This window comes from Bacteroides sp. 14(A), assembly GCF_000526555.1.
GTDB classification, from domain to species: domain Bacteria; phylum Bacteroidota; class Bacteroidia; order Bacteroidales; family Bacteroidaceae; genus Bacteroides; species Bacteroides cellulosilyticus.
Map to the genome: position 1 here is coordinate 732068 of NZ_JAGH01000001.1, position 14435 is coordinate 746502.

A 14435-nucleotide genomic window follows, 5' to 3' on the forward strand; every position below is an offset into this window, starting at 1 on the left:
TGAAAAGAAAGAGTAAGAGTCTTTTTTAAAATGACAGGATTGAATACGGAGACACGGAGGATGAAGAAAGAAGGAGGATTCTTTATCACTTTGCATGTAAAACTTCAGTTAAATTAGTTTGAATTCTGTATTTACATGGAATTAACCGTTTTTTAATTCTCAATTAAGTCTGTATGCCGCTATTAATTAACCTCAGCTCTCTACATTTGCATCTGTCTAATGGTAGCATTAGGTTTCCAAGTAAAAAGATTATTAAGAGAAGAACTACTATAATAATTTAATTATAATACTATGAATAGAGTACGGATGACAATAATATGGTCTCTGTCAATTGTGTTTTTTGTATCATGCGAAAGTGCGGGAGATAAACGTTTGGATTTTGCACTCGAACAGGCCGGAAAAAACAGGATAGAACTGGAAAAAGTGCTGAACTACTACCAAAATGATAGTTTGAAGTTAGAAGCCGCCCGCTTTCTCATAAGAAATATGCCTGGGCATGGCGGTTATGAAGATGACCGTCTGGATAGTGTGAAAGCGGTAATGAAGGCCGCGGTGAAACTGAATATAGGAGGTTATCTGCCTGATAGCGAATGGAAACGCAAGTGGATTGGCTTTAACTACAGAACATTGCCGAAACGTCCGGATATTGAATACATGTCTGCCGATTATCTGATAGAAAATATCGAACAATCCTTTAAGGTCTGGGAAGAATGTCCGTGGGCAAAGAATTATTCATTTGACGACTTTTGTGAATGGGTATTGCCCTATCGTATAGGAGATGAGCCATTGGACAATTGGCGGAAAATGTATTATGACCGTTATAAACCTCTTCTTGATTCGTTGTATACCGGTAATGATATGGTGGAAGCTGTGAATGTACTGGCACGCCACTTCAAGCGAACTAACTTATTTGTCCTCACTACCGAATATCGCATGCCACATTTAGGTGCCCGTTTCTTATCGGAATATCTGGTAGGTACATGTCGCGAAATAACTGATCATGCTGTATACGTTTTCCGGGCATTGGGCTTTCCGATAAATATAGATAAATATTGGTATTCTCCTTCTAATCAACACGACCATATGTGGAACGTACTGAAGGATTCGGACGGAGGATTTATCCCATTCTGGTATATGGATTCGTCCGACTTTGTGGTGAAACGTGGGTCTACGGACGGCAGAAAGAAAGGTAAAGTTTACAGAAATACTTTTGAAGCGCACGATAGTAAGACAGCTTCATTGTTTGGACCTTTTTATCAGGATGTGACGGCAGAATACTTTGGTGAGAATGAGTTCAAGGTAAAGGTTAATGACAATATAGGAGGAAATAGTATTCTGCTGGGAATGTTCAGTCCTTCTGGATATGTCACAGTGGATGCAGTTCCATTACGACGCGGCAAAGCACGGGTGAACAATATAGAACCGGGCGTTATTTTCCAACCTTTGACCTCTGAGAACGGAACGCGTTCTCCTGCCGGATATCCTTTTATGGTAGTAGACGGAAATGTACGCTATTTTGAACCGGATATGTCGAAGGCGGTCACTGCCCATATAAGGAGAAAATACCCGTTAAGACAATACCTTTATGGTTATATGGCTACCATGACAGGTGCTGAGATTGAAGTGAGTAATGACCGGTATTTCCGTACGAGTGAGCTGCTTTGTTGCTTGACCGATACTCCCCGTACCAACCTCAATTATTATTATCCGAAGATTTCACGCCCTTATCGTTATGTGCGTTTCACTCCACCGCCTCCTGCCTATCCCACAGCAGATTGTAGGGCGGAAATTGCAGAACTGGCATTCTTTGATAGTGTGGACAGTGAAGAACATCTTCCTTCGAAAGCCATATACGGTGGTGGTCCGGTGGATGAGAATCCCGCGCACGACATAGACAAGGCGTGTGATGATGATTGGCTGACATTCTATTACTCATCAGGGCCGCGGGATTCCATCGTATTTGACCTGCAACGTGCTAGTACTATAAAGAAGATATTGTTTGTTCCTCGCAATGATGATAATTTTATCACTCCGGGCAATGTGTATGAATTATTCTATCAGTCTGGCGTGAAGGGATGGATTTCTTTGGGAGTACAGACTGCTACTACTAATGAATTAATCTATCGGAATATTCCTGAAGGTGCCTTGTTGTGGCTGCGCAATTTGACACGCGGGAAGGAAGAGCAGGTATTCTATGTGGAGAATGACAGACAAAGATTTGTGGGATACGAATGAAACTGATTGTGTGATTTATATTTTTCCAAGGAATAGGAACTGTTGTTGATTATTTTGAGATTTGATAGTATGAATAATGTAGGGAAAATAGTATTGTTGACAAGTCTGTTACCGATAATAGGTATAGAATACATATTACCTTCTGGGATAATTGGGGGAGATTTGATAGAGCAATGGAATTATGTTGCTATTGCAAGTTTGATATCTCTTATTGCTTTTATATTCTATTTTTATTTTTCGGGAAAGGAAGATTGTTTCCACTTTTTGGGTAATGTGATTATATGGGGAATTATAATTTCTATTAGTATTGAGGCTATTTGGGGACTTTTGCAATTATATGGCTATTTGCCATCATTCCACTCTGTTTTTAAAGTAACAGGTACATTCTTTAATCCCGCCCCCTATAGCGGTTATCTGGCATTAGGAGGCCCTTTATGTTTGAATGAACTATTGGTATTGAGAAAAGAGAAGAATAAGAGCTTTTTAAAGTTATATTCTTATTGTTTCTTGATTTTTGTTTTGTTGCTTATTGTTGTAGTACTACCTTGTGGAATGAGTCGTTCAGCGTGGATTTCTACTATATTTTCCTCTCTTTTTGTATTGGAAATGCATTATAGTTTTTATTCATCTTTAAAAAATGTATGGCTTAAGGGACCAAATAAGGTGTTTTGTCTAATCTTAGTTGCTCTTATTTTACTATTGTGTATAGGAGGATATCTTTTCTTTTTGAAGAAAGATTCGGCATTAGGAAGACTTTTTATGTGGAAAATTGAGTGCCGGGCTATAGCGCAGAAACCATTGTTAGGTTATGGGGCAAATAGTTTCGCTCATACATATAAAATTACTCAAGAAGACTATTTTTCAAGTGAACTGTTCTCGGAAGAGGAAGAATTTGTTGCTGGAGTAGTAAAATATGCTTTTAATGAATATTTCCAAATGGCAATAGAATATGGACTTCCTGTTCTGTTTCTTTATATAGGTTTTTGTGTTTATGGTGTTTACATAGGCATAAAGAATAAAAGGTATGGTATTTGTGGTGGAATTATTTCTTTTATGATTTTTTCTTTTTCTTCATACCCTCTTCATTTACCGGTGCTTTTTTCTTCTTTTTTGTTGTTACTGCTGGCGGCTATAGCGAAACATGATAAAGCATTTTTATGGCTTTATGTTTTTCTATTTTCTAGTTTAGTCTTTTTGAATTATAAACCCTATGAAAGTGAAGCTTATAATCATTGGAGAAGGAGTGAAATTTATTGGGTAAATGATGGTAGACAGGCATTAATTGAGTATGAAAAACTATATCCTCTATTAGGTAATAATGCAAGCTTCCTGTTTAAATATGGTTTTTGTTTATATCGGAATAAACGGTATGAAGAGGCAATAGAATGTCTAAAGGAAGCAGAATTATTAAGTTGTGATCCTATGATACTTAATGTGATAGGGAGGTGTTATCAATTGCAGCACAAATACGAAGAAGCTGAATATTGGTATATACGTTCTACGCATTTCTTGCCCAATAGGATTTACCCTTATTATTTATTGGCTAAATTATATGCTGAACCTGATTATTATAATTCTACAGAATTGAATAGAATGAAAGATATTGTACTATTCAAGGAGCCGAAAGTGTATTCTAAAGCTATAGAGGAAATGCGGGAAGAAATACAACGACTAAAATAATAAACAATACAGATCTGTAACAAAAAAGTGATTAATAATTAAAGAAGGAGGTACTTATAAGTGAAAGTATTTAATGATTGAGCCGTATAATGCGGAATACTCACCTTTGTAGAGTATAATGGTAAGTCTTTGTTTGGAAAGAAAATATGTAACTTAAAAAAATGAAAAATGAGAACTAATAGTATTATAAAATTAGTGTTAGCCTTTTTAGTAATGGCAGTTGTTATGGTAAATCTTCATTTATCAAGTGAAGAAAACCATAGGATATTTTTGTCTCTTACAGATATAGAGAAGGAGGCGAAAGCGGAAGATATTAATTATTATGTTCCACAGAAGAATAATAATCCAGATGGTTGTACTATTTATCTGGAAATTTCTGGAGGAGTTGGGGCTCCAGAAGGAGCAATTCATGTAGGAGGTAATAAATATAAAATTGAAGGAATAAAAAACTTTTGTGCGGATCCTCCTAAGGGGGAAAAGCCATATGGTTGTGACCCCTATAATTGTCATCAGAGAGTTTGATAAATAAAGTTAAAACAGAATTGATTCCGAGTGAATAAAAACTCGGAATTAATTTAAATTTAAAAGTTATGGTAAAATCTATTTTTTTTATGTGCTTCTTGGTTTTAATATATAGTTGCACTTCAAATTTAGTAAAAGAAAGGGCTAATAGTGAAGTAACAGATGTTTATGTTGATGTAGATGATGTCATTGATGAATTAGACTTTTCACTTTTTCTTAACGATGAGGCGAAATTCATTAAATTGGAAACGACGGATAGTTGTCTGATTTCAGAGATGAAACAAATAAGCTATGTTGATGGTAAAATTTATATTGCAGATGAATTATCTCAATCTGTGTATATCTTTAATGACAGTGGATCTTTTTTAAAGAAAATAGGAGTTAAAGGTCAAGGCCCTGGAGAATATGTTCGTTTAGGAAAATTCCAAGTTGTTGGTAACTATCTCTATATAAAGGATGATGCTTCACCATGGAAACTTTATGTTTATGACTTAAAAAGTTCTGTTGGTAGGCTTATGGATATTGATGAGAATCTTTCTTATGATGATTTCTATTTGCAAGGAGACAACTTGTACTTAGTAGCTAATAATAATTCTTCTTATTCATACGGGTGTTATAATTTATTGAAGCTTGGTATGGCGACTAATGAGATGGATTGCTATCTCCCTTTTTCAGAAAACTTGGCGAAACAGCACTCTCATTGGGGGCTTTTTTCTAATATCAGTCAATACAAAGATAGCTTGTTGATTATCTGTTCCAATAATGATACTATTTATCAATCAACTAAAGATGGTACTTCAGCAAAATATGCAGTTCATTTTTCAAAGCGAGAGCTACCCGAGGATTTACGTCAGAAAGATGGGACAACAATCATGATGACTGCCATGGAGAAACGTTATATTAAAGGGCTTAGCTCTATATTGAATTTAGATGGATATTTTATAGCGCAATATGGTGACTACATAATGCGTAGTATACTGTATGACAAACGAACCGATGAGCATACGGTTGCTAATGTGCTTAAATTAGGTAAATGGGGCGATTTGTACATGTGGGAATACTCTTTCTCTGATGATGGTAAGCTTATTGTAGCAGACTCTGGTGGTGCTTTTCTTTCGTCGTGGAAAGAACGTTATTCTAATCGTACTTTTATTCGCAGTGAGGATAAGAAAGACTTACAGAAAATATATGAGCAAACAAGTGAAGAAGATAATCCTATCATTGGGATTTTTACCTTGAAAAATAAATAAGAGTGAATTTATGAGGAAAAAACAGTTAAGCATATTCTTGTATGCTCTAATCATAATTGGTTGTGGAATCTATTTCTATTACGAGATTCATAAACGGGACAATTTTATAAATGACTTATTAAATGAGTTGAAAGAAAATTCATATAAATTAATCGGGTTAGAAACTTTTAATCAGAATAGGAATTATGAAATTGAATATAATGGAAAATATTATTCTGACAGTTGCAAGGTAATAAGTATAACTGGAGAGAAGTGCTTTTTGACTGATTTGATACGAGGGAATAAATTGGTTTTGCGGTATTCGGAGTTAAATTGCAATACATGTATTGAAGAGCAAATTGACATACTGAATTTATATGTCGATTCGATTGGAGTAGATAACATCTTACTTTTTACTACGTATGATAATATTTTGTATTTGAAGAGATTTAAGAAAGCTAATCGAATAAAATTTCCCATTTATAATTTAACTCAAGAAGTTAATTTGGAATTTGCAGATTTGGGATTACCTTATTTCTTTGTATTAACAGAATATACTAGTAGAATAAATAGTATGTATATACCACTAAAAGAAGCACCAGTTTTGACGCAACAATATATGCATTGGATATTAAAAAAATATTTTAATGAAACCAAATGTAAAATGGCGATATAGTGTTTGGATTCGTTTGTTATATATAATTATATTTGTAATTGTATTAGGTGAACTGTTTTTTAACAATTACTCTTTTTTTAGGATTCCTACGACCTCAATGGAGCCGACATTGTTTCCTGGAGATAGAGTATTGGTGACCAACTTTACTACTGGAGACATTGTGCACAATGATGTTATAGTATTTAATATGCCTTTTCTAAAGGAGCCGTTTGATAGTATTGTGTTTTGTTCAGACCAATATCTTGTGAAACGTTGTATCGCTTTACCAAATGATACGTTTGAAATAAAGGGTGGCTTCTTTCGTGTACATGGTTATAAGGGTCTTTTAGGGAATATGAAACAGCAAAAATTGGTGTCTAAGGGCATTGATACGGTGATGTATAATAATAATAATCAAATATCTGTCTTTCAGGCAAAAAATAAGTTTTGGAGTGTAAGAGAGTTCGGTCCTTTATGGGTTCCTGCCAAAAATATGACTGTGGTAATTGATTCTGCTTCGTGGATAGTGTATAAAGCATTAATTGAATGGGAACAAAAGAAAAAAATGCATTTGAAGCTGAATAAGGTTTATTTGGGTGATAGTTTAATCAATGCTTATTGTTTTATGGAAGATTATTATTTCGTTGCTGGAGATAATCTACCGGTTTCTGTGGATTCTAGATATTGGGGTGTTTTACCAAGATCCTTTATTGTAGGAAAAGTAGCTTTTGTTTGGTTTACAAGAAGAAAAGAAACAAAAAATATCGAATGGAAAAGAATGTTTTTAAAAATGTGAAGTATACGTGAGATATTGTAAGATGAAGATAAATGTGTGTGCTAAATTTAATTGTAGTATTGTGTGGTTGTCAGTGCTAAGTCATCTTCTGATTTATAATGGAATTTTTGAGACTATAATATAAAGGAAAGTCTATTTAGAAATATGTCTTTAAATACCCCTTTTTACTTCTTTAACGATAAAATATAGTTCTAAAACTAAAAATATTAGTTTATTTGCGGAGATGTTATGAATATTAAATCTAAAAACACACAAGAAGTTATGAAAAAAGAATGGTTGTATGCAGTAGGTCTGGTTTGCCTGGTGTCGGCTTGTACCGGTACTCCGCAATCGTCGGCTGACGATGAACTATGTTCTATTGATGTGGCGGGAGCTATGGAAAAGCCTGCCGAATTGAAACTTTCGGAATTAGGAAGCGATGTACGCTATGTTCCATTAGAAACAACCGATTCGTGTCTGGTAGGTGGAAGTCCGAATATTCTGTTACTGGATAAAGAGATTGTTGTCTTTTCACGTCAAACTTGTTTTATCTTTGATAAAGAGAGCGGTAAGTTTTTAAGCAAAGTGGGACATTTGGGCGATGATCCGGAAGCTTATTCAACTGCGGCGCCTACTTATAATGATGTAAACGGTCTGCTTTATTTTATGCGCAGACCCGGTAAGTTACAGAAATATGATTTGCAAGGTAATTATTGTGGTGGTGTAACGATACCTACCCCTCCGGATTCACCGAGTGATTTCAGCTTTACAGATTCCGTGATAATAGGTCGTTACGGTAATATTGTAGGTGATAACGGGCGCGCTTTGCTGTTATTTAATGAAGCGGGAGAACAGATAGATACGGTGCCCAGTCTACTTCCGGTTTTGCCTAATAGAGGAGTAGATGACATAAACAGTATCAGCGTCAAAAAGCAGGGAAATGCAGGTATTATTCTGACTACATTTAAAAGTGGAGATGCCTCGGCAAGTGTAGCGGGTATTCCTTTCCTGTGGAAGAGTGATAATAAGATACGTTACAAAGAGAATTTCAATGATACCATTTATACAGTGAGTGGAAATGAGCTGACACCTTATATCGCATTCTCCACCGGTAAATGGCATTGGGGCGCCGAGGCACGTACTGAATCCAAAGATAATGAAAAACGTTTGTTGGTGGGATGTATTTTTGAGACGGATCATACTGTTTTCTTTCAGTGTATCCGGGGACTGTATACAGATGAACCGGAAACGTTTAACGGAATCTACGACCGGAAGGCAAATACTACCCGGATGTATGCCGAAAAGGAAGGTATAAAAGATGACCTGACCGGCTTTATGGCTTTCCATCCCAAGGCATGCAGTGCACAGGGAGAATATGGAATGATTATTGATGCCGGAGAAGTGATGACCTGGTTGGAAGAAAATCCTGAAGCGGCAGAAAATGAAAAACTTTCGGCACTGAAAGAATTGACGGATGATTCTAATCCGGTAGTGATTATTACAGTCCCTAAATAAGGAAGGAGGTATGTTCTTGTCCACCTGTTTGGGAATGGACAAGAATATACTTGTTTGATAATTAGAAAAATAACAGTTTGTATCCAGTCTCGTTTTGTCCATATATATATGGCGGCTCGTAAAGGGAAAACGACTATTTTTGCATACACTAAGTGTAAACGGAAAAACTAATATAGAATGATAAAGACACAGAACTACCGGTTTTTGATCTGTCTGGCACTATTTGCGTTGGCAGCATGTTCCGGTGCGAAAAAAGAAGAAGCCGCCGATGAAGGAGTAGCTACCGTATTGCCGGATGAGAAGAATGAAGTGACCGTGTTGCCTTTGAAGCGGCAGATATTCAATCACGAGTTGGTAAGTAATGGCAAGATAGTGGCCGGAGGAATGGCAGATTTGCGTTTTGAAAGTTCGGGTATCGTGGCGCAGATTTATGTGAAGAACGGTGACCGGGTACACAAAGGACAAAAACTGGCAGAGCTGGATAAATTTCGTTTAAAAAATAAGACCGCACAGTCCAAAGATGCTTTGGAGAAAGCTAAGTTGGAATTGCAGGATGTATTGATAGGGCAGGGGTATGCAGCGGATGATACTGCCAATGTACCCGATGATATCATGCAACTGGCACGGGTGAAAAGCGGCTATGATCAGACCCTTTCTCAATATGAACTGGCTAAATATGAAGAAGAACATGCCACTCTGATTGCTCCTTTTGACGGGGTGGTGGCTAATCTCTTTTCCAAACCCTATAATGCTCCCAGCAGTTCAGATGCTTTCTGTACAATTATCGGTTCACAGGGCATGGAAGCTGACTTTACTGTATTGGAGAGTGAACTCCCCCTTATTAAAGGTGGCGATAAAGTGGTTGTTACCCCTTATGCAGATCCTTCTGCCAAATACGAAGGACGTATCTCCGAAATCAATCCGCTGGTGGACGATAAAGGCATGGTGAAAGTGAAGGCCGTTGTCAACGGACAGGGCAAGCTCTTTAATGGCATGAACATACGGGTTAATGTACATCGTTCGCTAGGTGAACAGTTGGTTGTTCCGAAGAGTTCAGTGGTGTTGCGTTCCGGTAAGCAGGTGATTTTTACACTGAAAGATAATAAAGCGAAATGGAACTATGTGCAGACCGTACTGGAAAATTCCGATGAATACACGATTGTGGAAGATGAAGTGCAAGAAGGAGATGTGGTGATTGTGACAGGCAATGTGAACCTGGCTCATGAGGCACCGGTGAAAGTTATTGAAAATAAAAAATAAAAGGGGTGGTTAAGTTCTTGATACAGCGGCCCATTGCCGTATTGATGGCGTTTACCGCATGTTTTATTGTCGGTATGGTAACGTATTTCACGTTGCCGGTATCTCTGCTGCCGGATATTGCCATCCCGGAGATTACAGTACAAATCTCGGCACAGAATACTTCTGCGCGTGAGTTGGAGAATACGGTGGTGAAACCATTGCGCCAACAACTTATCCAGGTGGCTCGTCTGAAAGATATGGATAGCGAGGCGCATGATGGGGCAGGTCTTATCCGGCTGAATTTCGACTTCGGCACCAATACGGATCTTGCTTTTATCGAAGTGAATGAGAAGATTGACGCCGCCATGAACTACCTGCCTAAGGATACAGACCGTCCTAAAGTAGTAAAAGCAAGTGCTACCGATATTCCGGTATTCTATCTCAGCCTCACCCTGAAGAATGACAGCGCTTACGGACAAACGGACGAACGTGCTTTCCTCGATCTGTGTGAATTTGCCGAAAGCGTTATCAAGCGGCGTATCGAGCAGCTGACAGAGGTAGCCATGGTGGATATCACAGGATTGGTGGAGCGCCAGTTGCAGATTGTTCCCGATGAAAATAAGCTTGCCGTACTGGGACTTTCCATACAGGATGTAGAATCTGCTCTTGCCCAAAATAATGTGGAACCGGGAAGTATGACCGTACGTGATGGATATTATGAATACAATATCAAGTTTTCCACTCTGTTGCGTACGGAAGAAGATGTGAAGAATATTCTTATTAACAAAAACGGACGCATCATCCGTCTGGAAGAGTTCTGCCGGATAGGTATTGTTCCCGTCAGGGAAAAAGGCGTATCCATGAGCAATGGTAAACGGGCAGTGACATTGGCCATTATCAAGCAGGCGGACGAGAATATGGATGACATGAAGCAAGCCATTGGCGGCACCATGAATTATTTTCAGAGTGTATATCCTGACATTGAATTCAGCGTTAGCCGAAACCAGACAGAGCTTTTGGATTATACTATCTCCAACTTGCAACAAAACCTTTCGTTGGGCTTTCTATTTATCTGTATCGTAGCCGTACTCTTTCTGGGGGATGTCAAATCTCCTTTCATCATCGGACTGAGTATGGTAGTTTCCATTGTGATCTGTTTTCTTTTTTTCTATCTGTTCAAGATGTCACTGAACATCATATCCCTGTCCGGATTGATTCTTGCATTGGGTATGATGATTGACAGTTCCATCATCGTAACTGAAAATATTTCTCAATATCGGGAAAGAGGATACTCGTTGAAACGTGCCTGTATTACGGGTACCAGTGAGGTGGTTACTCCGATGCTCAGTTCCTCGTTGACTACCATTGCGGTGTTTGTACCACTGATTTTTATGAGTGGTATTGCCGGAGCCATTTTCTACGATCAGGCTTTCTCGGTAACCGTTGGATTGATGGTTTCTTACTTCACGGGCATCATGTTGCTGCCGGTGCTCTATATGCTGGTTTACCGGACGGGACTGCGCAAATCATGGTTCTCGCGTATCCGAATCAATAATCCTATAAAGGATCATACACTTGATCGTTTCTATGATGCCGGGATTGATTTTATATTTGCTCATAAAACGGCAAGCGTATTTTTCTGCATAGTTTCCGTGCCATTGTGTGTATTCATGTTCTATTTCATAGGAAAAGAGCGTATGCCGGAAATAGATCAGAACGAGCTGATAGCCCGTGTGGAATGGAATGAGAATATCCATGTGGACGAGAATCGTCGCAGGGTAGACAATTTATTTGAGTTGTTTAAGACAGAGACTATCGAACAGACTGCCGCCGTCGGACAACAAGACTATCTCCTGAACCGGGAGCAGGCTCTTTCTTCTTCGGAAGCAGAACTTTATTTCAAGACAAAGAATCCTTCTGAGGTAGTCCCTTTGCAGGAAAAGGTTTACCGTACCCTCAAAACGGAGTATCCGTTGGCCGTGATTTCTTTTTCGCCACCCGAGACGGTATTTGAGAAACTGTTTGTGACGGGAGAAGCCGATGTTGTGGCTGAACTTTATTCCCGCAACAAGGAAAAAGTGCCGACAGCGGATGAATTACGTAATCTGGAAGCTGAGTTTGCTACCCGTACAGGATATGCTCCCACGGGTATTGCCTTTGAAAATCAACTGAATATCCGTATCAATAAAGAAAAATTGCTACTTTATAATGTTTCGTATGACGAGTTGTATCGCATACTGAAAACGGCTTTCAAAGAAAACAGCATAGCTACTCTTCATTCTTACCAGCAATATCTGCCTATCAGCATTGTGGGAGAGGAACAAACGGTAAACAGTATCTTACAGGAAACACTCGTTCCGACACGGGCGGATCAATATGGTGTTGAATATCTGCCTTTGCGTGAGCTGGTATCAGTGGCGCCGGCGGAAGATCTGAAAGCGATTACCGCAGGACGTAACGGAGAATATGTTCCGTTCCGTTTTTATGAAGTAAAAGAGGCGGAACCGCTTATGGAGCAAGTGAAGGAAGTGGTGGATGCTACCGGTGATTGGGATACCGCTTTTTCAGGAAGTTTCTTCTCTAACCGGAAGATGCTGGATGAACTGGTGGTTATTCTGTTTATTTCCATTCTGTTGATGTACTTCATTCTGGCGGCACAGTTCGAGAGTTTTGTGCAACCGCTTGTAGTGTTGTTGGAGATACCGATAGACGTAGCATTTGCCTTGGTACTGTTGTGGATATGCGGACATACGCTGAATCTGATGTCTGCCATCGGTCTGATCGTTACGTGTGGTATTATCATCAATGACTCCATCCTGAAACTGGATGCGATTAATGAATTACGTAAGACGGGGATGCCGCTTCTGGAAGCTATCCATGAGGCGGGACGGCGCAGGCTGCGTCCCATCATCATGACTTCACTCACCACCATCTTTGCCATGGTACCGTTATTGTTCTCTTTCGATATGGGATCGGAATTGCAGAAGCCGCTTTCCATTGCCATGATTGGGGCGATGTTCATCGGCACATTGGTCAGTCTGTTCATCATTCCGTTGATATATTGGTTTATTTACCGGGATAAAAAAGCTTGATATAATGAAGAAATTTGGTTTAATTATTCTTTTAGGACTTTCTCAGGCGCTTCCGTCCGTCGCGCAGCAACAGCAGGTAACGCTGGACTTGCAGCAGACGATTAAGATGGCGAACGATAGTTCGCTGGAAGCTTTCCGTACTAAAAATATGTATCTTTCAGGCTATTGGGAATATCGTACCTATAAGGCAAATCGCTTGCCGAGCCTGACGCTGAATATGACTCCTGCACAGTATAACCGTGACATTACGAAGCGTTATGACTCCGAACAGGATTTGGATATTTACCGTAGCCAACAGTCTTTCTATGCCTATGGCAACCTGGCAGTCAGGCAAAACTTTGACCTGACGGGTGGTACTTTTTATCTGGATACTGAGTTGGGCTATATGCGTAGTTTCGGTTCCAATCCCTACACGCAGTATACCAGTGTTCCCGTTCGTTTAGGTTATTCGCAAAGTCTGGTAGGTTATAATCCTTTCCGCTGGGAACGAAAGATTGAACCGTTGAAATACGAGAAAGTAAAGAAAGAATATATCTACAATGCTGAGCAGGTATCCGAGCAGGCCACTACCTATTTCTTTGCACTTGCCATGGCGCAGGCTGAGTATGACTTGGCAAAGGAGAATGTCGTTTCTTCCGATACGCTTTATCGTATTGGTATGCAACGTCTGAAGATAGCCTCTATCAGTCGTGCCGATCTTCTGACGCTGAAGCTGGACGTGGTGAATGCCCGTAACACTTTGCAGAATGCTGAAAGTTCATTGAAACGTGCCATGTTCTCGCTGGCTTCTTTCCTCAATCTGGAAAAGAATACAGAGATACGGCTTCTTCTCCCCAGTCGTCCCGGAGAACTAAACATCCCTGTAGATGCTGCCTTGGATGCCGCCCGTTCCAACAACCCGAACTTCCTTGGATTACGCCAGGACATATTGGAAGCAGAACGGAATGTAGACAAAACCAAGAAAGAATCCCGCTTCAACGCCAGTATCAACGCCAGTGTCGGTTTCAACCAGGTGGCGGAGAAATTTGGCGAAGCCTACAACCGGCCTATGCAGCAGGAAATGGTATCTGTCAGCGTCTCCATTCCTTTAGTGGACTGGGGAGTGCGTAAAGGGAAATATAATATGGCCCGTAACAATCTGAATGTAGTAAAGACCTCTTCCCGTCAGAACGAAATCAGCATTGAAGAAGAAGTCATTATGACCGTAAGTGATTTCAATGTCCAGCAAGACTTGGTGACAAGTGCCGAGGAAGCCCTCGACCTTTCCATCCTGGCATACAATGAAACCCGCCAACGCTTCATCATCGGTAAGGCGGATATCAGTAGCCTTACCTTGTCATTGAACCGTCAGCAAGAAGCCCAGCGCAACTATATTTCAGCCCTGAAAAACTATTGGCTGAACTATTATAAAATCCGCAAGCTGACCCTGCACGATTTTGCCAGCGGCTTCTCTCTTTCTGACAAATTCGATTATAGTCACTAATAACTCTCAA

The 14435-nt window shown here is 39.4% G+C and carries 9 protein-coding genes; all 9 read left to right on the forward strand.

The features are described from left to right. Positions 1-306 precede the first annotated feature (306 nt). Complete coding sequence (locus K429_RS0102585; RefSeq protein WP_231501799.1) at positions 307-2235, forward strand: hypothetical protein; 1929 nt, start codon at positions 307-309, stop codon at positions 2233-2235. A gap of 69 nt (positions 2236-2304) precedes the next feature. Beyond that, positions 2305-3915, forward strand: a complete 1611-nt coding sequence (locus K429_RS0102590; protein ID WP_044096303.1) for an O-antigen ligase family protein — start codon at positions 2305-2307, stop codon at positions 3913-3915. Positions 3916-4083: 168 nt separating this feature from the next. Continuing rightward, positions 4084-4437, forward strand: coding sequence for a hypothetical protein (locus K429_RS0102595; RefSeq protein ID WP_025725949.1), 354 nt, complete (start codon positions 4084-4086; stop codon positions 4435-4437). Between the two features lie 68 nt (positions 4438-4505). Continuing rightward, positions 4506-5687, forward strand: coding sequence for a 6-bladed beta-propeller (locus K429_RS0102600; RefSeq protein ID WP_025725950.1), 1182 nt, complete (start codon positions 4506-4508; stop codon positions 5685-5687). Positions 5688-6313: 626 nt separating this feature from the next. Next, complete coding sequence (gene lepB, locus K429_RS0102610) at positions 6314-7117, forward strand: signal peptidase I (protein ID WP_022208126.1); 804 nt, start codon at positions 6314-6316, stop codon at positions 7115-7117. Positions 7118-7378: 261 nt separating this feature from the next. Next, entirely contained in the window at positions 7379-8611 is a 1233-nt protein-coding gene (locus tag K429_RS0102615; RefSeq protein ID WP_025725952.1) for a DUF4934 domain-containing protein, read from the forward strand. A gap of 177 nt (positions 8612-8788) precedes the next feature. After that, entirely contained in the window at positions 8789-9871 is a 1083-nt protein-coding gene (locus K429_RS0102620; RefSeq protein ID WP_007210149.1) for an efflux RND transporter periplasmic adaptor subunit, read from the forward strand. Positions 9872-9876: 5 nt separating this feature from the next. Further along, positions 9877-12942 carry an efflux RND transporter permease subunit gene (locus K429_RS0102625; protein WP_025725954.1) on the forward strand — a complete coding sequence of 1022 codons (3066 nt, stop codon included), beginning with the start codon at positions 9877-9879 and terminating at the stop codon, positions 12940-12942. A 4-nt stretch (positions 12943-12946) separates the two neighbouring features. After that, on the forward strand, positions 12947-14425 hold the full coding sequence (locus K429_RS0102630) for a TolC family protein (protein ID WP_022208122.1): 1479 nt from the start codon (positions 12947-12949) through the stop codon (positions 14423-14425). Positions 14426-14435 lie beyond the last annotated feature (10 nt).

Bases quoted from the DNA above. Each gene is read 5' to 3' on its own strand.
- K429_RS0102585 (WP_231501799.1), top strand. From the start codon at position 307: ATGACAATAATATGGTCTCTGTCAATTGTGTTTTTTGTATCATGCGAA.
- lepB (WP_022208126.1), top strand. From the start codon at position 6,314: ATGAAACCAAATGTAAAATGGCGATATAGTGTTTGGATTCGTTTGTTA.
- K429_RS0102595 (WP_025725949.1), top strand. From the start codon at position 4,084: ATGAGAACTAATAGTATTATAAAATTAGTGTTAGCCTTTTTAGTAATG.
- K429_RS0102630 (WP_022208122.1), top strand. From the start codon at position 12,947: ATGAAGAAATTTGGTTTAATTATTCTTTTAGGACTTTCTCAGGCGCTT.
- K429_RS0102620 (WP_007210149.1), top strand. From the start codon at position 8,789: ATGATAAAGACACAGAACTACCGGTTTTTGATCTGTCTGGCACTATTT.
- K429_RS0102600 (WP_025725950.1), top strand. From the start codon at position 4,506: ATGGTAAAATCTATTTTTTTTATGTGCTTCTTGGTTTTAATATATAGT.
- K429_RS0102615 (WP_025725952.1), top strand. From the start codon at position 7,379: ATGAAAAAAGAATGGTTGTATGCAGTAGGTCTGGTTTGCCTGGTGTCG.
- K429_RS0102590 (WP_044096303.1), top strand. From the start codon at position 2,305: ATGAATAATGTAGGGAAAATAGTATTGTTGACAAGTCTGTTACCGATA.